25 protein-coding genes, 1 pseudogene and 1 other annotated feature are annotated in these 25,064 nt (G+C 32.3%); of the genes and pseudogenes, 19 read left to right on the forward strand and 7 right to left on the reverse strand.

Features of this window, described 5'->3' with window-relative positions:
• Positions 1-40: 40 nt before the first annotated feature.
• The 5 genes from MHB74_RS12445 (at position 41) to MHB74_RS12465 (ending at position 5,429) form a co-directional block, all read left to right on the forward strand.
• Positions 41-793, forward strand: coding sequence for a class I SAM-dependent methyltransferase (locus MHB74_RS12445; protein WP_061679857.1), 753 nt, complete (start codon positions 41-43; stop codon positions 791-793).
• 192 nt (positions 794-985) lie between these two features.
• The gene (locus MHB74_RS12450; protein WP_061679856.1) at positions 986-1,780 is read left to right on the forward strand and encodes a VOC family protein; all 795 of its coding nucleotides are present in this window, start codon (positions 986-988) and stop codon (positions 1,778-1,780) included.
• A gap of 116 nt (positions 1,781-1,896) precedes the next feature.
• On the forward strand, positions 1,897-2,649 hold the full coding sequence (locus MHB74_RS12455) for an aminoglycoside phosphotransferase family protein (protein ID WP_061679855.1): 753 nt from the start codon (positions 1,897-1,899) through the stop codon (positions 2,647-2,649).
• A 117-nt stretch (positions 2,650-2,766) separates the two neighbouring features.
• The gene (locus MHB74_RS12460) at positions 2,767-3,567 is read left to right on the forward strand and encodes an ABC transporter ATP-binding protein (protein WP_061679854.1); all 801 of its coding nucleotides are present in this window, start codon (positions 2,767-2,769) and stop codon (positions 3,565-3,567) included.
• Complete coding sequence (locus MHB74_RS12465; protein ID WP_061679853.1) at positions 3,552-5,429, forward strand: hypothetical protein; 1,878 nt, start codon at positions 3,552-3,554, stop codon at positions 5,427-5,429. Before MHB74_RS12460 ends, MHB74_RS12465 begins: the two co-directional genes overlap by 16 nt.
• A 76-nt stretch (positions 5,430-5,505) precedes the next feature.
• On the opposite strand, the gene MHB74_RS12470 is transcribed toward MHB74_RS12465, so the two are convergent.
• A complete protein-coding gene (locus MHB74_RS12470) occupies positions 5,506-6,453 on the reverse strand; it encodes a phosphotransferase enzyme family protein (RefSeq protein ID WP_061679852.1) in 948 nt (315 codons plus the stop codon).
• A gap of 192 nt (positions 6,454-6,645) precedes the next feature.
• On the opposite strand from MHB74_RS12470, the gene MHB74_RS12475 reads away from it, so the two are divergent.
• Positions 6,646-7,734: a helix-turn-helix domain-containing protein gene (locus MHB74_RS12475; protein WP_061679851.1), complete on the forward strand. Its 1,089-nt coding sequence runs from the start codon at positions 6,646-6,648 to the stop codon at positions 7,732-7,734.
• A gap of 14 nt (positions 7,735-7,748) precedes the next feature.
• Here the strand turns inward: MHB74_RS12475 and MHB74_RS12480 are convergent, their stop codons facing one another.
• Together MHB74_RS12480 and MHB74_RS12485 are read right to left on the reverse strand one after the other, a co-directional pair.
• The gene (locus MHB74_RS12480) at positions 7,749-9,440 is read right to left on the reverse strand and encodes a M3 family oligoendopeptidase (protein ID WP_061679850.1); all 1,692 of its coding nucleotides are present in this window, start codon (positions 9,438-9,440) and stop codon (positions 7,749-7,751) included.
• A 17-nt stretch (positions 9,441-9,457) separates the two neighbouring features.
• A pseudogene (locus MHB74_RS12485) lies at positions 9,458-10,397 on the reverse strand (DMT family transporter).
• Between the two features lie 127 nt (positions 10,398-10,524).
• Between MHB74_RS12485 and MHB74_RS12490 the strand changes: the two are divergent.
• From MHB74_RS12490 to MHB74_RS12500, 3 genes are all read left to right on the forward strand, one after another.
• On the forward strand, positions 10,525-11,904 hold the full coding sequence (locus MHB74_RS12490) for an aminotransferase-like domain-containing protein (RefSeq protein WP_061679849.1): 1,380 nt from the start codon (positions 10,525-10,527) through the stop codon (positions 11,902-11,904).
• Between the two features lie 11 nt (positions 11,905-11,915).
• Positions 11,916-12,263, forward strand: coding sequence for a hypothetical protein (locus MHB74_RS12495; protein ID WP_061679848.1), 348 nt, complete (start codon positions 11,916-11,918; stop codon positions 12,261-12,263).
• A 176-nt stretch (positions 12,264-12,439) separates the two neighbouring features.
• Positions 12,440-12,643: a hypothetical protein gene (locus MHB74_RS12500; protein ID WP_061679847.1), complete on the forward strand. Its 204-nt coding sequence runs from the start codon at positions 12,440-12,442 to the stop codon at positions 12,641-12,643.
• Between the two features lie 27 nt (positions 12,644-12,670).
• On the opposite strand, the gene MHB74_RS12505 is transcribed toward MHB74_RS12500, so the two are convergent.
• Positions 12,671-12,913: a hypothetical protein gene (locus tag MHB74_RS12505; protein WP_061679846.1), complete on the reverse strand. Its 243-nt coding sequence runs from the start codon at positions 12,911-12,913 to the stop codon at positions 12,671-12,673.
• Between the two features lie 110 nt (positions 12,914-13,023).
• On the opposite strand from MHB74_RS12505, the gene MHB74_RS12510 reads away from it, so the two are divergent.
• The 5 genes from MHB74_RS12510 (at position 13,024) to MHB74_RS12530 (ending at position 17,642) form a co-directional block, all read left to right on the forward strand.
• Positions 13,024-13,974, forward strand: coding sequence for a zinc-binding dehydrogenase (locus tag MHB74_RS12510; protein ID WP_061679845.1), 951 nt, complete (start codon positions 13,024-13,026; stop codon positions 13,972-13,974).
• Positions 13,975-14,167: 193 nt separating this feature from the next.
• The gene (locus tag MHB74_RS12515) at positions 14,168-14,341 is read left to right on the forward strand and encodes a hypothetical protein (protein WP_081110398.1); all 174 of its coding nucleotides are present in this window, start codon (positions 14,168-14,170) and stop codon (positions 14,339-14,341) included.
• Between the two features lie 177 nt (positions 14,342-14,518).
• Positions 14,519-15,016 (forward strand): DUF421 domain-containing protein, encoded by a 498-nt coding sequence (locus MHB74_RS12520; RefSeq protein WP_061679844.1) that lies wholly within the window; start codon positions 14,519-14,521, stop codon positions 15,014-15,016.
• A 237-nt stretch (positions 15,017-15,253) separates the two neighbouring features.
• A complete protein-coding gene (locus tag MHB74_RS12525) occupies positions 15,254-15,883 on the forward strand; it encodes a class I SAM-dependent methyltransferase (RefSeq protein ID WP_061679843.1) in 630 nt (209 codons plus the stop codon).
• A gap of 280 nt (positions 15,884-16,163) precedes the next feature.
• Positions 16,164-17,642 carry a UDP-N-acetylmuramoyl-L-alanyl-D-glutamate--2,6-diaminopimelate ligase gene (locus MHB74_RS12530; protein ID WP_061679842.1) on the forward strand — a complete coding sequence of 493 codons (1,479 nt, stop codon included), beginning with the start codon at positions 16,164-16,166 and terminating at the stop codon, positions 17,640-17,642.
• Between the two features lie 155 nt (positions 17,643-17,797).
• Here the strand turns inward: MHB74_RS12530 and MHB74_RS12535 are convergent, their stop codons facing one another.
• Positions 17,798-18,499: a class I SAM-dependent methyltransferase gene (locus tag MHB74_RS12535; protein WP_061679841.1), complete on the reverse strand. Its 702-nt coding sequence runs from the start codon at positions 18,497-18,499 to the stop codon at positions 17,798-17,800.
• Positions 18,496-19,398: an SMP-30/gluconolactonase/LRE family protein gene (locus MHB74_RS12540; protein ID WP_061679840.1), complete on the reverse strand. Its 903-nt coding sequence runs from the start codon at positions 19,396-19,398 to the stop codon at positions 18,496-18,498. The genes MHB74_RS12535 and MHB74_RS12540 overlap by 4 nt, the downstream gene beginning before the upstream one ends.
• A gap of 140 nt (positions 19,399-19,538) precedes the next feature.
• On the opposite strand from MHB74_RS12540, the gene MHB74_RS12545 reads away from it, so the two are divergent.
• Positions 19,539-19,709: a DUF2197 domain-containing protein gene (locus MHB74_RS12545; RefSeq protein ID WP_068987169.1), complete on the forward strand. Its 171-nt coding sequence runs from the start codon at positions 19,539-19,541 to the stop codon at positions 19,707-19,709.
• A 66-nt stretch (positions 19,710-19,775) separates the two neighbouring features.
• Positions 19,776-20,032 (forward strand) — a binding site (T-box leader).
• A gap of 82 nt (positions 20,033-20,114) precedes the next feature.
• Positions 20,115-21,668, forward strand: a complete 1,554-nt coding sequence (lysS, locus tag MHB74_RS12550) for a lysine--tRNA ligase (protein WP_061679839.1) — start codon at positions 20,115-20,117, stop codon at positions 21,666-21,668.
• Positions 21,669-21,725: 57 nt separating this feature from the next.
• Here lysS and MHB74_RS12555 read toward each other — a convergent pair whose 3' ends face one another.
• Positions 21,726-22,154 (reverse strand): cell wall hydrolase, encoded by a 429-nt coding sequence (locus tag MHB74_RS12555; protein WP_048529870.1) that lies wholly within the window; start codon positions 22,152-22,154, stop codon positions 21,726-21,728.
• Between the two features lie 157 nt (positions 22,155-22,311).
• Between MHB74_RS12555 and MHB74_RS12560 the strand changes: the two genes are divergently transcribed.
• The 3 genes from MHB74_RS12560 (at position 22,312) to MHB74_RS12570 (ending at position 25,041) form a co-directional block, all read left to right on the forward strand.
• Positions 22,312-23,226, forward strand: coding sequence for an acetamidase/formamidase family protein (locus MHB74_RS12560; RefSeq protein WP_061679838.1), 915 nt, complete (start codon positions 22,312-22,314; stop codon positions 23,224-23,226).
• A 127-nt stretch (positions 23,227-23,353) separates the two neighbouring features.
• On the forward strand, positions 23,354-24,061 hold the full coding sequence (locus MHB74_RS12565; protein WP_061680220.1) for a response regulator transcription factor: 708 nt from the start codon (positions 23,354-23,356) through the stop codon (positions 24,059-24,061).
• Positions 24,058-25,041, forward strand: coding sequence for a sensor histidine kinase (locus MHB74_RS12570; protein ID WP_061680219.1), 984 nt, complete (start codon positions 24,058-24,060; stop codon positions 25,039-25,041). The genes MHB74_RS12565 and MHB74_RS12570 overlap by 4 nt, the downstream gene beginning before the upstream one ends.
• Positions 25,042-25,064 lie beyond the last annotated feature (23 nt).

Genomic DNA, 25,064 nt, shown 5'->3' on the forward strand with positions numbered 1-25,064 from the left:
CTATGGAATATATAAGCATCAACAAAGGGGAAAGCATAAAATGAACGAATTAGAGTACAAAAACTTTTATGATAAAGTAGGAAGAATAAATGGATGGGATTTTAGTAAAGTAAAATGTGAAACTGTAGGAGATTCATGGGACTTTTATAGTGAGGTAAAAGAAAGATGCAAGACATCACATATTTTACTAGATGTTGGTACAGGCGGAGGAGAAAATGTACTTAATATAGCATCTTCGGCTAAATCTTTAATTGGAATAGATAATTCTAATGGCATGATTGAAAAAGCACATTCCAATTTGAGAAAATCAGGTGTACAAAATGTTGAGTTTCTTCAAATGGATTCTGAAGCTTTAACGTTTCCACATGCGCATTTTGATATTGCTTCTAGTTGTCACGCGCCATTTATAGCATCCGAATTAGCAAAAGTAATGAAAAAAGGTGCTTTGTTTTTAACGCAACAAGTTAGCGAACATGATAAATTGAACCTAAAAGAAGCATTTGGAAGAGGACAATGCTTAGGCGAAAGAGATGGAACTTTAAAAGAAAAGTGTATGGCTGAACTTATAAATGCAGGATTTGAACTCGTGCAAGTACGTGAATATGATGTTACTGATTATTACAGTACGGCTGAAGATCTCATTTTCTTATTAAAACATACGCCTATTATTCCTAGGTTTGGAGAAGAGGATGAGGATTTTACTATTTTACAAAAGTTCATTGATGCAAATAGTTCTGAGAAAGGGATCCGTACGAATTCAAAAAGGTTTATGATTATTGCTGTAAAATCATAATGTGTTTTATTGTAGAAGCTGCTTTTCGTTTGAGGAAAGGCAGCTTTTTTGTATGGAAACAATGCAGGATAAATTTAAATATTCATACTAAAGTTGTAGTTTTTTTTGAAAAATCCACCCTTCCGTTTGATTTTATCTATTTATAATTGTAATACAATACGGATAGATAATAAGAAACAGGGGGAATGTAACGTGATTACACATATATCAGATATAAAATTACAAACGGTTTCCATAGAAGGGGTAAAACAAGTTTATAAGGACATATTATCTTTTCCAATCAAAAAAGAAACAGCATCATTTATTCAATTTGAAGTAACACCATATACAACAATTAGTTTTCAAGAAGTATACGAACCAATCGCACCTGCACATTTCGCTTTTGAGATTCCATATTCAAAATTCCATGAAACAGCAAGATGGCTAAAAGATTCTGGATTACTCATTGTGAAATGGCAAAATGGAAATGTAATTGGTGAAGAGAATGGTCTATTCAATGTATACTTTAAAGACGGGGATGGAAATCTACTCGAAATTATCGCACATAGTTATATTAAAGAAGATGTATTAGTTCCACATTCCCCTTTAAATATTTTATACGTAAGGGAAATTGGTCTTCCTGTTAAAAGTGTACCCGTATTTCGCGAATGGTTGAAATCAAATCTAAATATGAAAACGATGGAAGATGGGGATATTTTCAACTTTGTTATTGGTGGCACCGCATACATCGTTGCAACTTGGTGGCAGCGACCTTGGATCCCGATTGCGATGAAAGCTTTACCACCGAAAGTACATGTTTCTTTCGGAACACCGGACCCTGCATTATTACAGCAAATCCAAATTAACTTTAAGAAAAATAGCGTCCCATTTCAATGTAAACATAATGAAGTATCATTTATTGAGCAGGGATATGCATTTTCAATTGTGCATACACCACATTTTCCTTCCAATGTTCCTAGTAAATTAAACTTACCACTTTCTATTTAAGGATAGAAAGTGGTAAGTTTTTTATATTTTCTTAGAGAAGGGTTTCCGCATAATTACACTGAATTTATATAGGAGTATAAGGTGTCAGCTTAATTTACAATAAGGAGAGAAATGAATTGAATTTAGGAAATCCGATAGCTAAAGGGAATACAGCGGAAATCTATCTCTATGATAGTAAGGTTGTAAAATTATTTAAAGAATATCTTCCAGATACAGAGCCTATAAATGAAGCAAAAAAACAAAAATATGCTTATTCATGCGGGCTACCAGTTCCAAACGTATTTGAAGTGACAAAGATACAAAATAGGCAGGCAATTATTATGGAATACATAAAAGGAAATAGTATTGGTGATCTCCTGCTAAATAATCTAAATGAGGCAGAGCATTACATAAATATTTGTGTGAATGAACAAAAGAAGATTCATTCTATTCGTATGAACACAGATGAAATAGAATCAATGAGAGAAAGATTAGAGCGACAAATTAAATCTGTTTTTAAATTGGATGAAAAGCAAAAGGGAAATATATTGAATAAGCTACATTTAATCAAATTTGAACCAAGATTATGTCATGGGGATTTTCATCCGTTTAATCTAATTTTGAGTAATAAGAGTGTGAATATTATAGATTGGGTTGATGCTAGTTCAGGTGACATTCGTGCAGATGTGTTTCGGACATACTTGTTGTACGCACAATCTTCGGTAGAATTAGCTGAAATGTATTTGCATATTTATTGCAGAAATACTGGATTATCGAGAGATGAGATTTTTCAATGGGCACCTATCATTATTGCGGCTAGAGTATCTGAAAATGTAACTGCTACTAACAATGAATATTTAAATGATTTGGTAGCGCAGTATTGTAATTAAAGAAAAGCTCTTCCTAAATTCATTTTTTATTATAACCGTTCTAACAATACAAGTGGATGAGTAAGGTTATTGAGATTTGTAATCGGGTATTACATTTGTAAAGAAGGAGTCCATTTTATGAAAATTGGTGAACCAATTTCAATGCATACTGAATTTGAGCAAGTTGCTCCGGCACTACAGCTTTCGAAACTACATAAGCGTTTCGGAGAATTTATAGCAGTTAATCATATTGATTTAATTGTGCCAAGAGGATCATTTTACGGAGTTGTTGGGCCTAATGGAGCAGGGAAAACTACATCATTATCGATGGCCGTTGGTTTGTTACGACCAGATAGTGGGAGCGCAAAAGTTTTTGGAATTGATGTTTGGAGTAACCCGAAACAAGCTAAAACGCTGATTGGGGTATTACCAGATGGGTTAGGTTTACCGGAAAGACTTACTGGACGTGAATTATTAATATATATGGGATTATTAAGAGGAATGAATGCCAAGGAAGTTGCTAAGCGGACAGAAGAATTACTTACAATATTAGAGTTAAATAATACTGAGGGGACTCTAGTTATTAATTATTCAACTGGTATGCGTAAGAAAATCGGTCTTGCACTTGCACTTCTTCATGCGCCGAAATTACTCGTTCTCGACGAACCGTTTGAGGCGGTAGACCCTATTTCTGCAGCTACTATCAAAAAGATTTTACAAAAATTTGTTAGTTCGGGTGGTTCTGTAGTATTTTCAAGTCACGTCATGGCGTTAGTTGAACAACTTTGTGATCACGTTGCAATTATTTCAAAAGGAAGAGTGGTTTCTTCAGGAACAATGGGAGATGTTTGCGGTGAAGAAACTCTCGAAGACATTTTCGTTCAGTTAGTAGGGATTCCTGCTGTTAAAGGAGAGGAGCTGTCTTGGTTAGTGTTTTGATTCGAATGAAGTTATCTATCCTTAAAAATTCAATGCATAGTGGTAAAGCAATTCTTTTCATTATTACAGGAATAGTTGGTTTATTGATTGCAGTTGGAACCATTCTACTTTTTTCTTTTTATCCTACGGAACATAACGTTTCACATAGTATTCTTTACATTGCATTTGCTCTGTGGACAGTAGGGTGGGTTTTGGGTCCAATTATCGCTGGAGGAGATGGAATATTACGTCCTGAATATTTCGCGTTGCTTCCATTTACTTCTTATAAACTTGCTAGGGCGTTACTTGTTGTGGCTTTTATAGGATTAGGACCAAGCGTTAGTTTAATGGCCTTCATAGGACTATTCATTTACGCAGCTAGGGTTAGCTTAACTGCAACTATAGTTGCAGTTCCAGCAATTATTTTAGAGTTAATATTTGTAGTATTGTTATCAAAAGTAGTAGTTAGTATTATTGGTGAGACGTTGAAATCAAGGATTGGCATGGAAGTGGGAGCAATGCTCTTTGGTTTCATTATAGCGTTTCTAAATGTGGGATGGTATGTACTTCCTGCTATTAATAAGATGACACTTAGTGATTCAACTTTACTTTACATGTTTCCGTCTAGTTGGGCGATACTCGCTATAGAGTATGCGATTCAATCCAATTGGTTATTAGCTTTTGTTTTTTTAATGCTTCTAACAATATTATGTGGATTGCTCTTTTTTATATGGACAACATTATTGATGAAAAGTACAGTGATTAAGAAAAGCGAAGGAAGGATTACTACTAATAAACATAGAAAAGCTTTACGTTTCTTTTCAGAAACGAAAATTGGAGCAACAATTATAAAAGAATTAAAAAGTTGGGGAAGAGATCCACAAAGAGGCCGTTTCCTCCGGATGGGTATTTGGATAGGGGTATTTTATGGTATTTTAGTTACAAGCGCTAATATATTGTACTTAATGCCTTGGGCAGGGATAATTATGATTGTATTTACAAGTATGTTTTCCTGTAATATGTATGGTTTCGATGGGAGTGCACTATGGTTAACTTTGACGACACTTGACGCAGAACGAATTGATGTGCGTGGCCGTCAATTTGCATGGTTGCTAGCGGTTGGTCCAATTGCGATTATAACAACAATTATTTTCACAATCTCTAGCGGACTTACTTTCATTTATCCTTGGGTATTTGCAGTAATACCAGCATTACTTGGTGGAGCTGCAGGTCTTATTATGTTATTTTCTGTATGTAACTTAGTACCAATAACTGATCCTCATCGCCGCGGGAGAGGGAGTGTTATCTCAGGTGATGATATGAATGCGAGTAAAATGTTTATAACAACGTGGTTAATGATGGTGATGGTACTAGCAACAACTATACCCGCTTTGTTAGTTGTATGGCTTGGGACATTACTACATGTACAGCTCTTACAATGGCTAGGTGTGTTGACTGGCATTTGTACAGGAATGTTTTTTGCTTGGTGGTTTGGGCGAATTGCTTACTTAAAACTTGAAAAAAGTGGATCTGAATTGCTATTTGAAATGAAGAATGGCATGAAAATATTGCGTGGGGATAACAAAAAGAAAGATAACGGAAAAGCGGTTGAATTACCTAAGAAAAAACTAGCTATTGTTGTTCTTTTAGTATTTATGGGTATCTTTTTTTTGATACATCAAAGTGTAGTCCCGTTAATTTTTGAGATGTTTAGTGTAGATGAAAATGTTCGTCTTTTCTTTCTACCGCGCTATGTTCCACATATTGTTCGTATTCCTATAATCATCTTATTTGCTATATTAGGTACAGCATCTTTGTATAAAGCAATTGTAATTAAGAAAAAACATGGGAAGAAACATCAATTTATAAAAGATGAAATGTAGAATACCATTTAAAATAATCTAGTGATTATAGGATGTTGTTCAACTATCATTACCATGTAGTTGAACAACATTTCTGTTAAATTTTAATGAGAGAACGGTTATTTTCGATCTTCAGCCTATAAAGGTTCATTATCCGTACTTGTTCCTCAGTTAATTCTTCTTTATCCCAATACATATGCATTAAGCTATATTCAAAAATCTCCTTTAATTTAATAAACATAGGCAACTTGTCTATCAACTCTTTAGGTAGCTCATTTTCCTCTTGATATCCGTCAAATATTGCTTTTGTAATAGAATGTTCATAGTCTGCGATATTCCCATTTCCAGCAAATGAATATTCTATCGCACTATAAATAGGAACTGCTAAATCAAATATATAAAAATGTTTTTCACAGTCTTGAAAATCAATCATTGTTAAGTTTGAATTGTTTTCAACTAAAATGTTTTCTAACCATAAATCACCGTGAATTAAGCCGTAATTCGAAGTAGATTTCTCTAGCCCCTTTATAGAAGTTAAAACGTCAGAGGCAATTTCTCTTATAGTAGTTTCATCTTTAGGGATATACTTAAGAAAATTATATTCTTCATTTTCATACCAATCGTTTATATATTTAACCGGTTTAGTCTTTTCAAAGCTTTTAGAAATACGATGTAATTTTCCAATTTGTTTACCAAGCTTTTTAAATATATTAGAATTCCATTCACACCTTGGTAAATGTATACCAGGAGCAGCTTTATATAATACGGAAAAAATCTCCTTGTCTAATGTTAACCTTTCTACTAAATTCCCATTAAGAGAAGGTATTATTGGAGGAACTGCTAAACCATTTTCATATAAAAAGTTCGTATATGTAACTTCTTCTAACTGTTCTTCATATGATTTGTAGTTTGTAATTCTAATGAAGTATGTACCTAGTTCTGTAAAACATTGATACATTTCATTCGTTATTGGTTTCATGTTAATAAAATTTAACGAATATTGTTCATTTATGAATTGAAGTATTTCTTTTTCGTGATCGTTCATTGTAACGTCCTTTCTAAACTGAAATTTTTTGACTAGAGAATTAATGATTCTTAATTTACAACATTCGTGCTTTATTTTTGATTTCCTTTAAAATGAAGCATGACGTAATGAATGGCTCATGTTATAAAACACAAGAAATATCAAAAGAAAGTAATGAACATCTTTTATAATGCTTAATAAGGGGGGAAGTAAATGAATGAACATATACAGAAGATGATTGATTGGATTGAGAGCAATTTAAAAGAAGAATTTTCATTAAATGAATTATCTCGTTATATGGGTTATTCTCCGTATTACTGTTCTTTTAGATTTCACCAAGTAACAGGCATTAGTATTAGGCGCTATATTCTTTTGAGAAGATTGTATTTATCTACGGGGGATTTGACGAATGATAGAAAGATAATAGATATTGCATTGGATTACGATTATTCTTCTCAAGAGGCTTATAGTAGAGCTTTTAAGAATGTTTTTGGAATGAATCCAAGAGAATTCCAGCTTAACAAAATGCCTATTCAGTCATTTATTAAACTAAAAATAGAAGGGGAGTTTAAAATGAACGTTTCTAGAAAATTAGAGGTTGAGCAGTTACAAAATGCGAAAAGAGAGCTGTTTGATAAAGATGTACTAAACATATTAAATGGTCAAATGATGTATGAAGAATTTAAAACTGAGAAGCTAATGGGTGAGTCTGATTATGCGCCTTTTAACGAAGCAATGTGTGTAAATGTGGCTACTGCACAAGTTTTTAATGAAGAGTTTATTAAAACAAGAGCAGAAGGTCATAACAGTTCAATAGAAAGTTATACAAAAAAGGTTATAGACCCGTTAGAAAACCTTTTTACGAAAACGTATAAATGTATTGTTTTATGGTTCGGGGAAGATATGTTTTGCCAAATGAACCTACTTACCATGCTTTCTTACCTTGAACAGTCTTCTTATGAAGGGAAGGTCTACTTAAATAGTTTCAGAGAGGATGAATTTAAAGTAGATCAAATTGAACTTGAATTGGGGAATTATTCTTCTATATACAATGAAGTATTAGTAAACCATAAAAAAATTTCCCGTAAGGTACCGCCTGTAATGTATCAGGCTATAGACTTATATTTAGAAATGCTAAAAGAAGATAATATCGTAATGAAATTTATCTCTAAAAATCAAGGCTTATCAAATCATGAATTATTAATAAAGTTGTTTCAACTTTTTCCAACAATCGGATACGGTGATTCTCAGTACATAGAATTGATAAATAAAATAAAGAAGAAAGCTGAACCTAAAATATAGGAACAGCTTCCTTCTTACAATTGTTCAAGTGACTCTAATTCGCCCTCTACAAATAACATTAGTTCTTTAATCGTTTCTCCAGAAAAATCAAAACGAATACCAGCTGCTTCATATACTTCAGTTAAAGATTTAGAGCTACCTAATGATAAAGCCTTTTTATAATTTTCTAGTGCTTGTTTAGGATTTTCTTTATATTGTTTATACATTTGCAATGCACCAAGTTGTGCGATAGCATATTCGATGTAATAGAATGGTATTTCGAATATGTGCAATACAGGTAACCAGCCAGTTGCTATCCAATTTTCATAGCCTTCGATATTTACGACTTTTGATTGGTAAGTGTTATGTAATTCTAAATATTTTTCGTTTCTTTCCTTAGCGGTATGATTAGGATTTTCATACATCCAATGCTGGAATTGATCAACGATAAGCATTGATGGTAAATACTTAACAATATCTTTAAAGAAATCTAATTTTACTTTTATAAATTCTTCCGTATTCTCATAAAATGTATCCCAATACTCCATCGAAAATAATTCCATTGTCATGCTAGCAAGCTCAGCTGATTCTGAAGGGATTTCTAAATATTTTTGTAGCTCTAGTTGCTTCATACATTCATTATGAATACTATGGCCCATTTCATGGAGGAAAGTAGTAATGTCATAATGTGTATGATTGAGATTCATGAAGATAAAAGATAGTTGCGAAGCAGGTAAGTGTTCGCAAAATCCTCCAGGTCCTTTTCCTTTACGACTTTCTAAATCTAAGCAATTATTTTTATGCATACGGTTCAGTAATGTTGCAAATTCAGGGTCTAGTTTGTGTAAAACATGAGAACTTTTTTCGATTAAATCGCTCGCGTCTTCGATAGGTTTTAATGCTTTTTGATTTGGTGCGGTTGCTTTTAGATCCCATGGACGAAGACTATCTACTTGAAGTTCAGATTTTTTCTCATTCAATATTTTATCGATAAGTGGTAATACGTATTTACGAATAGATTCAGCAAGCTCATAGCAATCATCAGGTGTATAATCAAATCGTTCATATTTCTTAAATATATAATCACAATATTTATCTAATCGAATGTTTTGCGCCTTTTGGTGACGGATTGCGATTAATTCATTTAATATATGTTGTAATGTATCTTCAACAGATAAGAATGTTTCAGAAATGAGCGTTTTTGCTTTTTTTCGTATATGACGATCCGGATCTTGTAAGTAAGACTGTAGTTCGGTAATTGTCTTTTCTTCATCGTTCCATAGCGCAGTTAAACCACCTGTAATTTCGAAGTACTGTGTTACTAGTTTGTCTTCAATTACCTCTAAATCAATGTTCTTTTCACAAAATAATGTTTGCGCATTCTTTATTTTTTTATCTAGTAAGCTATACGTTTTTTGATCAAGTTCCATTCGAAAAGGGGACTCTAAATATTTATTATCAAATGAATTCTGATAATGTTTCAAAAGAGGCCTTACAAATTGTTGATCATATTCAAAAGTATCTTTTATTTCTTTATTATCCGTATTACATTGAAAGGCGATATAGTGTGATCTTAATTGTTCTTCAATTTTCCAAATGACTGTAGATTGTTTTTTTAACCAGTTTTCAAGCTCTAGTTTTGAAGAAATCGCTTCATTTAATAAAGTAGAAAGAGTCTTTTCTAATTCTAGAATGTTACTAATATCAATCGTATTTACACGTTGCAATATATATCCCTCACTTTTTATTTACTTAAGGAAGTATTCTTCTTCTTTATTACAATCCCTTTTTTTTCCTAAGAAGTTTGTGCCCACTACTCCAAGAACAATCAAAATTGTTCCGATGATGTGATAGTATGCGATTTGTTCGTGTAAGAATACAACACCCGCGATAATTGTAATAAGTGTAGATAAGTTGCTGAAAACACTTATTTTAGCTGCTTCAATATAAGATAACGAATAGTTTAATAGCAATGCTGTTAGTAAAGAAGATAGCAAACCTAAATATAAAATGGAGATAAGAAATGTTCCGTTCATAAATGGTTTAAAGTATATAGTTAATGTCCCTTTGTTTATATGGCTGACGATAGCAATTAAATTAAAACTAATAAAACCAATCGCTGTCATTGTATAAGTTAAATCCATTAGCTTGAAATTATTTGCCATTTTCCGTGCTAATACATTATAGCAAGCAGATGATAATGCCGATAACAAAATAAGAATAACGCCGATGATACTAGTTTCATAAGCCCCTAGACCATTCATTATAAATATATAAATGACACCGATAACGGAGATGAGTACAGAGATTTTTTGTGATGTATTTGTATACTCTTTTAAAAAATAGGAAGCTAAGATCATCGTAAATATTGGGATCACCGCTTGTATAATTCCTGCTTCAGATGAACTTGTATACACTAATCCAAAAGCTTGAAAAGCAAAAAAAAGTGCTGGATAAAAAATCGCAATTGGTAAAAGAGAAAGTATATTTTTAAATGATATATTTAACTTTATGAATCCAAAAATAACCGGAATATTTGCTGCTATGAAAGCAACTGTAAAACGATGAGCCAGAGTATCAAGAGGGTTTGTTATGGTTAGTGTTAGTTTCACGAATAAAAAGGAAAATCCAATAATAAATGAATAGAGTAATGCTGATATATATGCTTTTGTTGTATTTTTCATAATTTCACCTCATAGTAGTTGATTTCTTACTGGCCAGTATACGTACATAGTAAACTTTCTGATCTAGTGCTACAATGTGAACAAATACAAACTGTACCAGTACAAATTAAATGATGAGGTGGTAATGATGTATAAGTATTTACATGTTTTCAACGACTTAGAAAGTATGATTCAAAATGGGGAGATAAAAGAAGGTAAGAAACTACCGTCTATTCGGACACTAGTTACGCAATATGAGTGTAATAAGGCAACGGTTATACGGGCGCTACATGAATTAGAAAAGCGTCATATTATTTATTCTGTGCCTCAAAGTGGATACTACGTTGTTAAAAAATCTGGGAATACCATAGAAAATAACGAGATAATTGATTTTGCTTCCTCAGCACCAGATCCAGATGTTTTCCCATATTTAGATTTTCAGCATTGTATTAATAAGGCCATTGATACGTATAAAAATGACTTGTTCGTATATGGAACACCGAAAGGTTTACCGTCTTTAATTCCGGTCATTCAAAAACAATTAGCAAATTATCAAGTCTTCACTAAAGAAGAAAATATTTTTATAACGTCAGGTGTACAACAAGCGCTAGCTATACTAACTTCTATACCATTTCCAAATGAGAATGAAACGATATTAATTGAACAGCCAACATATCATTTATATATTGAGTATCTAGAAATAAATAAAATTCCTGTAATCGGTATTAAACGTACGAATGAAGGTATTGACTTGCATGAATTGGAGCGTATATTTCGAACAGGTAAAATAAAATTCTTTTATACGATACCGAGATATCATCATCCGCTTGGAACTTCTTATTCTAAAGATGAGAAAGAAAAAATCGTGTTATTGGCTAAGAAATATAATGTATTTATAGTGGAAGATGATTATTTAGCAGATTTAGAAACAGATTCAAAAGCAGATCCGTTATATAGCTTGGATAATTGTAATCATGTAATATATTTAAAAAGTTACTCTAAGATTATTTTTCCAGGTTTACGGGTTGGAGTTGCGGTCATTCCACCATCCATCGCAAATGATTTCCATACATATAAAAAGATATTAGATATTGATAGTCCGATGATTTCTCAAGCGGCTTTAGAAATTTATATAAAGAGCGGTATGTTTGAACGTCATAAAAACAAAATTAAATCTTCCTACTACAATAGATCAATAAAATTAGCGGAAACATTAAAAAAAGTGCAAAATGAAAACCCATCATTATTTGCATATAATAGACAAAACACATTGGGAATACACACTTGTTTAGAAATAGAAAAAAAAATAGCTATAGAAACAATCATAAAAAATTTAAGAGAAAATCAAATTAGTATCGATTCAGTTGAAAGAAATTATTTAAATGATTTTCATAAAGAAAAGTTGCTAAAGTTAAACGTATCGAATGTAAAAGAAGATAAAATTGAAGAAGGTATTCGTAAATTGATTGAGGAAATCAAACAAGTGGGACGGATAACCTTTCAATTTAAAAAAGAAAAAAATAAGTAAGGAGGTTTGTTGTGAGACGCAAAATAATTCTCTTGTTTGTGTGTATCGTTATAATAATTGGAGCTATCATTGTGACTAAATATTATAAAGAAGATGATCAATGTATTGCAGTTGGTAAGTATTCAAGAGGTATTATCGTAGATCAAAATAACGAACCTATATCTAATGTGAAAATTTATGAAGATTCAATTGAAAGTAAGGAACGTAGTATTTCAAATACACAAGGCGAATTTGTAATACTAAATGGAGTTTGTGGTGAGATTGTATTACAATTAGTTACCCCAAATGGAGAAATCTATACGAGGAAATATGATAGTGAGCATATACCGGAAGTGATAGAACTGAGTTATAAAAAGTAAAGGGAATTACATGAAATTCTTTTAAGGAAAAGCTGTTTAATTTATATTTTGTAGAGCACTCAAGAGCTGCATACTCTTTTTATTTGTGACATAAGTATTTGAAACGGAAATAAACTACCAATATATGGTACTCTTAAAGTGTAGCGTTTATTTTGAATAGGAGGGTGATGGAGTCTATGGCGGTACGTATAGTCGATGATTTACAACAATTATCGTTGTTACTTATGTTTTTTAGTACATTTATATTTTATAGATACTTAAAGAAAGTTAAACGAGAGAGAAAACTGACTGGTTTTGAATGGACAATGTATTTTGTCACTCAATTTGCGACATTAATTTGGGCAGTCACTTATTTTATTAAACACTTAGCTGAATCTTAATTTCTATTCATTTCATCTAGTTTACTGTTATCTATTAGGAACATAAATATAGTCCGTATCTAAATCAATGACAACATCGCTCATGATGTCTTCTCGTAGTAATTTTGGGGTTTTTTCATAATGGTAATGTACACAAAATAAGCTTAGAAGCTCTTCATTAGATATCTCTTCATTTTTCACATTTAAATACATTGTTCTTAATTCGTTTAGAGAACAGTTAAGGCTAATAACATACTCATTAATTCCATATCCATCAAATTCAATTATCATATTATCACTGTTGGTTGCTAACCAACTTTATAGCTTAAATTTTAGATGAATCTATTATACATGGTTTGCAATTTAGTGAGAATATATTTTTATAAAGTGAGAGGGAAGCTATGGAACAATATAAGTTAGTTTTAGAAGGACCTAAACAATTGAATTGGCAAACTGATAAAATTAAGTCCATACAGGATGATGAAATTATTGTTAAAACAATCGCAGGTGCAATAAGTATTGGAGCAGAGTTACCACAGTATAAAGAATCGGATGTTTCAGATACCAATCCTATTTATCCAAGAAAAACTGGATATGAAAGTTATGGTGAAGTTATTCAAGTTGGTAATAAAGTAACAAATTTAAACGTAGGGGATAAAGTAGTCTCTTTTTATGGACATGAAACGGTAGGAATAGTTAAGGGAGATAAAGTCATTCAAGTTCCTAGTTATATAAAATCTAAAGTTGCTTTATTATCTATTCTTTCGTGTGATGCTGCTAAAGGGGTATTGAAGCTAGACCCGCGACAGGATGAAAAAGTACTTATTACTGGAATGGGAGTTATCGGTTTACTCGCTTGTTATTTCTTAAAATACTATGTAGGTGTGGAACATGTGGATGTTGTGGAGCCTAATAAAAATAGAAAAGAATTTGCAAAGAAGTTTGGTGCGAACAACCTCTTTGATTCAGAAAAGCAAATAATAGAAACATATAATTACGGTTTGGAATGTTCTGCTACAAATAGAGGGTTTCACACATTGCAAAAGGCTATTAAAAGTAATGGGGCTATATGCATTCTTTCTGATGGTAATATAGAAGACTTAACATTAACCGCCGACTTTTATCGAAAAGAATTGCAGATCATTGGTTCAAGTGACGGATATGATTATCAAAAACATGCAGATTGGTTTTTTAATCAGATAGAAAGAACACCATGGATAGAAGAGATTTTTCAACATGAGATTCATTATACTGCTCTTGAAAAATGTTTTGAAGAATTGAGTGAAGGGATAATTACCCCCTTAAAAGTATTTGTCTCATATGAACAAAATGATCAGGTACATGTCACATAGCTCACGTATGTTTCGTCATGAATATGATAATAAAACGAGGGATAACAACTATAGGGATTTTTTACAGGTGCAACGTTTTGTGTAAACAAAGAAGTTTTTTTGCTCTTTCATTATGAACAAATAGTATATTATCTTTCTCAATGTACATATTAAGTAAAGTGTTTAATATCATGTACATAAAAGGCGGGCTAATATGGATGAGAAAAAGAAAAGTGAAGCATTGAGTAAATTTAAGAAACAATGGTTTAATGAAGATAATCAACCAGTAGCTGGTATAGAGTTAGCTTTACCACCTGATATAGGCAGCATGTTAGACTTGAAATCAGTTGATGATAAAAGTGGAGAAAGTAATAATGAATTAGTTTAATCTATACGCATCCATTCGGGTGCTTTTTATTTTGGGGGCAATGGAAGATTGATCAAAATAGATTCTTTTCAGAATATGTAAGTATGATTTTCACAAAAAAGTTTAATTAAAATTCATTTAGAATGCTATATGAAATGGGAATGCTAATAACATTCACTATTAAAGGATTGGGCCATAATGAATATTATTTTGGAGAGTATTATTTTAATTTTCACCGGAATGATTGCATTAAAAATGACTGGTAGTACATCTGTTAGCCAAATGACAAGAGCTGAAATCATTATAGTAGTATCAATTGGACGTATTATTGTAGAGCCTGTATTAAGTAGGAAAGTAGTCCCATCTATATTTGCGGCTGTAATATTTGCAAGCATACTTCTTATCATTCATTTCTTTGAATTGAAATCAAGGAAGGTGGAACAATTCCTTAATGGCAGTAGCATTATAATCGTTGAAAACGGTCAGATTATTAAAGCGAACTTGATAAAGGCAAAAATGTCAGAACAACAACTATATATGCAATTAAGAGAAAAAGGGATTCATGATTTAAAGAGTTTACAACAAGTTACAGCCGAACCGAATGGACGTATTGGTTATCGATTAATAGAGAAAGCTCAACCGATAACTTTAGAAATGTTAGAAAAAATATTAGAACAGCACAAAATAAAAAAATAATTTCTCTTTAGAAAAGCCAATACTACAACGGAAGTATTAGCTTTTTTATATTTTCTCTAAACGTAATGGTTAATATTTAGTATAGATATTCAGCCAATCTTTAAATTAGATATAGGCTTATTAATATGCTATATTCAATGGACCTATAGTGACTGTGGGGGGAAAAGCAGCGTAAAAAATTAATAGGTCTTTCATGTGATGCTATACATGAGATAAGAATAAGGAGATAAAAATAAAATGGAATTTTGGGAATCAAGTTTTATTGAGAAACAAACAATGTGGGGATTTGAACCTACTGAATCTGCAATTTTGACAAAAGATTTTTTTCTGGAAAAGAACGTTAAGGACATATTAGTTCCGGGTATTGGATATGGAAGAAATGCAAAGGTGTTTATCGAAAAGGGTATAAATGTAACAGGTATTGAAATTTCAAAAACAGCCATCGATTTAGCAAGAGAAAACGGGCTAGAAGATGTTAGTATGTATCATGGCTCAGTAAACGAGATGCCTTTTGATAATAAACTATATGATGGGATATTTAGTCATGCACTTCTTCATTTGTTAAATGAGCATGAGCGAGAGAAATTTATTAAAGATTGTTATAATCAGTTGAAACCAGGTGGATATATGGTTTTCACAACTGTTTCTAAAAAAGCTCCAATGTATGGAAAAGGAAAACAGTTGGACAAAGATTATTTTGAGATAATGGAAGGTGTAAAAATGTTCTTCTATGATTCTGAATCTATAAAACAAGATTTTAATAAGTACGGATTAGTACAAGTTTCAGAAATTGATGAACCAAATAAGATCATGGAAAATAAGCCTTCAATTAATTTCTTAATGATAAAATGTAAGAAAGAACTATAATTAAAAGTTATTAAATATGATTAAAGATGTTTATATATTGATTATGCACAAATAAAAAGGACAAGCATATAATAGAAATACCTATTAACTTTAAGTAACCTTAACTTTCTTTAATAGGATATCTCAAAATCCCCAAAAAGAGCACTTGCGGAAACAAGTGCTCTTTTATTTATGTATATTGAAGATAATTAAAATTCGTTCGACTGATATGGAATTTTAAACCATTATTTTATATGAAGTGATAAAATAAGTAGGGTAAATGTGTAAGGGGGCGAGGGATTTGAAACTAAAAGAGTTGGCGGATTTGTTATTGATTAAAGATACCATTGGGAATATGAATGTAGAAATTACGGGATTAGAAATGGATTCTAGAAAGATCACTAGCGGAAATCTTTTTATATGTGTATCAGGTATTGATGGTTTTCTTGAAGATCGACATCAATTTGTTGAAGATGCAGTGAAAAATGGAGCTGTGGCGTTAATTGTAGAAAGAGATGTAAACATTGAAATACCTAAAATAATTGTAAAAGATGCAAGGTATGCTATGGCAATTATCGCATCACATTTCTATGGCTACCCATCTAATAAAATAAAGATCATTGGAATTACAGGAACAAATGGTAAAACCACTACATCCTATTTACTTGAAAAAATTTTGACTGATCATGGATTTCAAACAGGGCTTATGGGGAATAACGGAGTGAAAGTTGGTTCGAAATGGTATCCTACTGATATTAATACGCAAGAGCCACCGATACTTCAGCGGAATTTGCAAAAGATGAAAAATCATAATACAGATTATTGTGTTATGGAAGTTACGTCACAAGGCTTACATATGGAGAGAGTTAAAGGATGTAACTTTAAAATAGCTGTTTTCACAAATTTAACGCAAGATCATTTGGATTATCATAGTACATTTGAGGAATATAAGCATGTAAAAGGTCTTCTTTTTTCTAGATTAGGAAATGATTTTTCTACTACAGATAAAAAAATTGCTATTTTGAATGCAGATGATCCATCAGTAGAATACTTTAAAAAAGTTACTTCTGCTGAAGTGATTACGTATGGGATACATAATGGAGCGGATGTTCAAGCGAAGAACATAACTTTAAGCCCAAAAGGAATTCAGTTTTTAGTTTCTACATTTAATGGGGAAAAAGAAATCAATCTAAATCTAGTAGGCCATTTTAATGTTTATAATGCATTAGCAGCAATAACAGCTGCATTGGTTGAAGATATTCCGCTTACAAACATTAGTTACAGTTTATCTCATGTAAAGAGCATTGAAGGTAGAATGGAAATCATAGACGAAAATCAAGATTTCCTTGTAATCGTGGACTATGCTCATACACCAGATGCGTTAGAAAATGCCCTCTCTACAATTAGCGAGTTTTCAAAAGGTAAAATTATTACTGTTTTCGGTTGCGGTGGAGATAGAGATGCAAAAAAACGATCTATAATGGGTGAAATTGCTGGAAGTTATAGTGATTTTGTTTATATTACTTCTGATAATCCACGTTCAGAAGACCCTTATGCAATAATGAAAGATATTGAAAAAGGATTTTCACAGAATAATAATTTGAATTATAAAGTAGAAGTAGATCGTGAACTGGCTATAAAACATGCAATAAACATGGCATCTTCTAATGATATCGTTTTAATTGCTGGGAAGGGGCATGAAACGTATCAAATTTTAAAGGATTCGACTATTCATTTTGATGATAAAGAAAAAGCTCGACAAGCAATTATTGATAAATGAATGAATTCAATTAATAGCTGAATAGAATTTCTAATAAAAATAATGTTTTAGAAAAAGCTAAAACTAATAACGAAGCAATTTTATAAAGAATTTATGATTGAAAGGTAAGGGTGTTTCTATGAATATATGAAGGGAAAACCTTACCTTTTATAGTTTTATTTCTGAAAAACAAATGTTATAGCATTTGTATTTAATTGAATATGCCTTTCATCGCGAACAATATTATAGACTAATTCTTTTACTTCAACTTTAATTTCTTTCCATTCCTTATAAATGCTTTTTAATAGATATATCATCTCTTCAGTAGGAAGGTTAATTTCAATTAAAGCATCTAATTTTTCATTCGTATGTAAGTCTATTTCTTGTATGTTCGAGTTAATAATGAAACAATTGATACCACCAGCTTTTGTACCTTTTTTCATAGAATGGAGCACGTTTTTTAAATCTTCTTCTGATTTGACATGCTCTAAACTTGATACTGCAACGATATAATCATAAGTATCAGGTTGGATGTAGTAGTTTTCAATTGCTGCTTGTTCTGTTTGTATGACTTGAAATACATCATGTTCTTTACTATACGTTTGTAATTTTGTTAAAGCGGAATCCAGTAAGTCCACACAAGTAACAGTACCACTACCATTTTGTATCTTTTGTGCAATTGGAATACTATTTCTTCCAACGCCAGAGCCGAGATCAAGCACTTGTAAGTTATTTTGTCCTTCAAAGTACTCCATTAAGTCCATAACTGTTTTAACCGGTTTGTAAAGCCAAGAGCCAGTTTCGAATAGTTTATATTGTTCATAGCAAAGGTCATGATATTTCTTTTCTTCGTGTCTTATGTAATCGATACGATTCATATAGTTTCAGCTCCAATATTATTATTGCGAAATGAATGGGTAGGACAACCTTTTATATTCGTTTGAATTCGAAAAATACCACCAGCATGTGGATATTGTTTTAATTCGTTATTTGTCATTCTTGTTCTGGCTGTTGTAACATATAAATCTGTTAAATTAGGCCCTCCAAATGTACACGAGGTTACATATAACGCTGGGATTGGGATACTTAATATTTGCTCTCCAGTTAAAGGGTTCCACCTAGTAATCTTTGAACCGCCCCAATGTGCAATCCATAAACAACCTTCTTCGTCTATTGTCATACCATCAGGTAGACCGTCATTTTCAGGGAAAATGATTACATCATTTGGATTACGAATTTCTCCAGTACTTATATCATAATGAAAACGAACTACTTTTTTAGTAGGTGTATCAATAAAATAAAGGTATGGATAATCAGGTGACCAAGCAATGCCATTTGATGTATTTACATGTGCAATTTTTTTCTCGACACTTAAATTATTATTTAAACAATACAAGGAACCTGCAGCATTAATACCGTATGTATCTGTAGTGCCTGCCCAAAAACGTCCTGCTGGATCGCATTTTCCATCGTTAAAACGATTTTCAAATAAATGTGGTTCAGGGTCAAAAATATGTGTCAGTTTTTCTGTTTTTACATGAATAGAATAAAAGCCATTTTCCATAGCTAGGAGTAGTACGTCTTCTAAATATGGAACAACACAGCCGATTTGTTGATTAAGAGCGATTACTCGGTTTGTATTAGTAGTAGGATTAAATATGCATAATTGTTTCTCCATAATATCAACCCAGTATAAAAGTTGTTTATTTTCATTCCAACATGGCCCTTCAGCTAAACTTGCTTTAGCATCTAAAACTAATTCTATATTACTGATCAAGATGTTCACCTCGCTTTATAAGATATTTATATAATTCGATAAGAATAGAGGTAAACCTTTAGTCAGAAGATATTAAGATTTGTACTTTGGAAAACTGATTTTCTCAAGTGATTAAAAAATGTATAAACATGGAGAGGAAAATGCATATGATGTTTTATGAAATTGTTTGCTTTTCTTGTAAAAATATATTCCGTGTATACGAAGGAAGCGAAAAATATAAGCAATTTAAAGAGAAACCGAAAGGGACATATTGTTGTGATGAATGTAGTCATAAAATTCAATTAGAAGCAATAAAGCATTTATTTAGATAGTCTTTTTGTCCGGAAAAGTTTGACAATAAAAGTATTATAAATTATCATATGAAAAAACTAATATTTAAAATGGCATGGAAGAGAAGAATAGTTAAGAAAGAATACGTACAGAGAGCTCTGGTAGCTGAGAAAGAGCGGTATACATCTTAATGAAAAAAGACTTGGAGCTGCGCAAGGAACTAATTTGTTTAGGGATGGTGCGACGGGTTCTCCCGTTAGAGAGATAGGGTATAAGCATATTTTGCCGTACCTGAAGAGGTTAATATGGCGACGTATTAACAAACTGAGGTGGTACCGCGAAGCTAACAACTCTCGTCCTCAAGATGAATAATCTTGGGGGTGGGAGTTTTTTTATTGCATAAATTTGAAAATGTGAAAACAAATAATAATTGAGGTGAGTAACATATGCATTGGGCGTATGAAGTAGCACATGAATTAATTAGAAAACATCCAAACAAAGAAACGTTTGTTTGCGCATCTGGAATAAGTCCATCTGGTTCTGTTCATATCGGGAACTTCCGTGAAATAATAACGACGTATTTCGTGGTAAGAGCACTACAAGATTTAGGGAAAAAGACTCGTTTTATATTCTCATGGGATGATTATGATAGATTTAGAAAAGTTCCTAAAAATATTGATCCATCTTTTGCAAAATATATTGGTATGCCGTACTGTGATATTCCAGATCCATATGGCTGTCATAATTCGTATGCAGAGCATTTTGAAAAAGAGTTTGAGAAATCTCTTCAAGCATTTGGAATTGAAGTGGAATTCATAAATCAACATGCTGAATATAGAAGCAGACGGTATAACGAAAATATATTCGAGTCTTTATATAAAAGAAAAGAAATATATGATATTTTAATGGGTTTTAAAACTGGAGAGTGTAGTGAAGAAGAGCGAGAGAGCTTTTATCCAGTTACATTATATTGTGAAAAATGCGGGAAAGATGCAACAACGATTACACATTTTGATGAAGTATTAAAATCAGTTCAGTATGAATGTGTATGTGGAAATCAAAATGAATTATCAGTATTAAATACAAATAAAATGAAACTGAATTGGAAAATCGATTGGCCGATGAGGTGGATGATAGAGGATGTTATTTTTGAACCGGGTGGAAGAGATCATTCATCGGAAACGGGTAGTTATAATGTATCCAAGGAAATCGCAAAAGAAATATTTAATCGTGAAGCTCCTCATTACGTTGCGTATGATTTCATAGGAATAAAAGGGCATCACGAAAAAATGTCTAGTTCTTCAGGGAATAGTATTACACCTAGTGAGTTGTTAAAAGTGTATTTACCAGAAGTGATTCTTTTCATGTTTGCTAAATATAGACCAAACGCAGCTTTTCATATCGGTCTTGATGAAGATGTGATTCGCAATTATACAGAATATGAACGATTGAAAGATAGTTATGAGAATAAAATGCTCAAAAATGAAGATTTATTTGATGCAATTAAACTCTCTAGAGTTGATAGTGGGTTTAAAGAATATCCGAAATTTAACCAAGTAGCAGGAACGTTACCACTATTAAATTTTGATTCATCTATTTTACAAGATACATTAGAAAAAATAGATAGAAGTTATACATTAGATGCTATGATAGCGATATGTAACCGCGCAGAGTATTGGATAAGAAACTTTCAATCTGAAAAATTAATTGCGGTAAATCAAGAGAGAAATACAGAGTTTTACAACACATTAGATGAAAGACAGAAAGAATGTCTAGTAGAAGTTTGTAAAATACTTCGTTCTAATATAGACTACTCAAAATTAATGGAACAGTTGTATTCGATTTGCCATCATGAAAATAAAAAGATAATGAAAGAAAATCAAAAACAATTATTTATTATAATTTATAGGCTCATTATGAATCAGTCTAGCGGCCCACGTATACCGTTATTAATACATGTTGTGGGAGTTGAAAAGTTCATCGCATTATTAGATTTCTAAACAATCTAAAAGAAACGCAAGTACTCAGAGATTTAAGTACTTGCGTTTCAAATTTTGCTATCGTGAATACATTTTTGGACATTCATCACCACGAGGTTCATAAAAACAATGACTTTTAAATTGCCCTGCAAACGGTTGGTTATACCATTCAGGTGGACAAGCTCCAGTTGGACGAAAATACCAAAGAGCCCATCGTGCTGGCCAGCGCCATTCACCTTGTAAAACTTTTCTTGCGATATCTTTTTCTGATTCGCGAGCACGCTGATAAAAATATCCGTATTGCACTGCTTCAAATCCACCGGGACTTTGATATACTGCATCACGTACAGATCGAAGTTGTTTAAAATCTAAGCAATCACAAAATACACGATTTACTACTACGCAGCCAACAAGTTGTTCACCTTGTCGACCTTCTCCTTCAGCTTCAGCACGAATTAATCGAGCTAGCAAATCAACATCGCTTTCGTTATATGGAATAAGGGGCATAGTGCTACCACCTTTCTTTACCTGTTATAGTAAAGAGTGTATGTATGAAAATAAGCTATGTGCTTTTCTATATGTAAATATCAATAAATATTAAAAGGAGCTTTTACGAAAAAAGCTAATTAATAATTGTGGAGTAATATAAAAAGGGAGAGATAACATGAATCGCATTCATAAAGAACATATCGTTTACGCAATGTCACCAGATAATCAGCCTTGTATGGAAGTAGAAGTAGGGAGTCGTCTTGTATTTGAAACATATGATTGCTTTGAAAATCAAATTGACTCTGAAGATGTTGCGTTTCAAGAATTAGATTGGAACCGAATTAATCCAGCGACTGGTCCAGTATTTATTAATGGTGCAGAACCCGGTGATATTTTAGTCGTATCGATTGAACAGATTAAAATTGCAGAGCAAGGTGTTTTAACTACAGGAACAAATCTTGGCGTAATGGGTGAAGATTTAAACGAAAATACAGTGAAAATTGTCCCAATACATAATGAACATGTTTTGTTTTCAAATGAACTACAAATTCCGATTAATCCAATGATTGGTGTTATTGGTACTGCGCCGAAAGAAGAGAGTATTTCATGTGGCACTCCGCATGATCACGGCGGTAATATGGACTGTAAAGAAATAAAAGAAGGGACAACATTACTATTACCTGTAAATGTTCCTGGCGCTCTATTAGCATTAGGTGATTTACACGCGGCTATGGGTGATGGTGAAATTGGTGTTAGTGGAGTAGAGGTTGCTGGTGAGGTAACCGTAACAGTTCAAGTTATAAAAGGAAAGAAATGGCCACTACCAATGGCTATCCAAAAAGAAAAAGTAATGACGATTGCTTCAGAGAAATTGTTAGATGATGCAGCGAATCGCGCTGTACGTAATATGGTGACATTTTTACATGAAGAATTAGAAATGTCTAAAGCTGATGCAACGCTTTTATTATCTGCTGCAGGTAATTTGAAAATTTGCCAAGTTGTGGATCCGCTGAAGACTGCTCGGATGGAATTAGGTATGAATTATGTGGAGCAATTGGGATTTACTTTGAGTGAATTTTATATTAAATAAGAAATAATAGAAGAAGGATGCTGTTGTATAAAAGTATCCTTTTTTGATTTACGGATTATATAAAAAAAGGTAGTATTTATTTTATATAATTGAATATAAGATTGTGGATCGAAAAAGGAGTAATCACATGGTTAAAATTATGATTGTAGAAGACGATATGAAAATTGCAGAACTATTATCAACACATGTCGCGAAATATGGATACGAAGGAATTATTGTATCGGATTTTCAAAATGTATTAAACATTTTTTTAGAAGAACAACCAGAGTTAGTTTTATTAGATATTAATTTACCAAGTTTTGATGGTTACTATTGGTGTCGTCAAATTCGCGGAGTTTCTACATGTCCGATACTATTTATTTCGGCTCGTGAAGGCACGATGGATCAAGTTATGGCGCTTGAAAACGGTGGCGATGATTTTATTTCAAAGCCATTCCATTACGAAGTTGTAATGGCTAAAATTCGTAGTCATTTAAGACGTGCTTACGGAGATTATGCACCGAAAGTAGAAGAGCGGATGGTTGAGCAACACGGTCTTTGTTTATATCCCGAAAGGCTTGTATTAAAGCTTAAGAATCAAGAGATTGATATAACAAGAAATGAAGCTATTTTATTAGAGATGTTAATGAAAAATTATCCGCGTGTTGTGGGTAGAGAAGTGTTATTAAATAAATTATGGGATAGCGAATCTTATGTTGACGATAATACTTTAAGCGTAAATACAACTCGTGTTCGTAAAAAGTTAAAAACGTTACAGATTGAAGATGCGATTGAAACGATTCGTAGTGTCGGTTATAGATTACATATTACTTGGGATACTGGTATGGAAAAATGATAAGATTGTTTATTCGAGATCATATACCACTTATTTGTTTTACAGCAATCCAACTACTAGCCATATTTCTTGTATATTGGTTTGATGGGCATAATCATATTGCAACGGCATTATATGCAATGTTTTTAGGTGCATTTTTTATGGTGAGTTATTTAGTATTTCGTTACTTTACACTTCGCTCTTTTTATGAACGATTAGCAAATCCGCTTGAATCTTTGGATGAATCTGTTCAAAAATCTGATTTTTCAGCTGTATCTACTGCGCTTCAAGACCTACTTGAGGTGCAATATCGCCATTATCAAAATCAGCTGCAAATACAAGAGAGAAAAAATAGTGATCATTTAACCTTTATGAACCAGTGGATACATCAAATGAAAACACCTCTATCTGTAATAGAATTAATTACACAGGATGAAGTAGACCCACGTTTTGAAAGTATAAATGAGGAAACAGATAGGTTGAAAAAGGGGTTAGAGATGGCTTTGTATGTCGCACGTTTAGAAGCATTTACACAAGATTTTTATGTGGAAAAAGTACAGCTACATAAAATAGTGAATGATTCCGTGCATGAACATAAACGCTTCTTTATCCGGAATTTTGTATATCCAGAGCTTAAAATTGATAAGGGTATTACTGTGGAAAGTGATGCAAAATGGTTACAATTTTTAATTGGACAAATACTATCGAATGCGATTAAATATTCATCAGGTAGTAGAGAGAAGATTAAAGTAAATGCTTGTAAGGAAGGTAATAACGTCATACTTGAAATTATCGATAGTGGTGTAGGAATTCCGAAGCAAGATTTACCAAGAGTGTTTAAACCTTTCTTTACAGGAGAAAATGGTAGAGATTTTAAAGAATCAACTGGAATGGGGCTATATCTTGTATATGAAATTACGAAACAATTAGGACATAGTGTAGAAATCCATTCAGAAGTTGGTAAAGGTACCGTTGTACGCATTATATTTTTTAATGTGTAAATAAGTGAACTAGGCTAAAGAAC

The organism is Bacillus sp. FSL K6-0069 (assembly GCF_038007785.1).
Classification (GTDB): domain Bacteria; phylum Bacillota; class Bacilli; order Bacillales; family Bacillaceae_G; genus Bacillus_A; species Bacillus_A mobilis.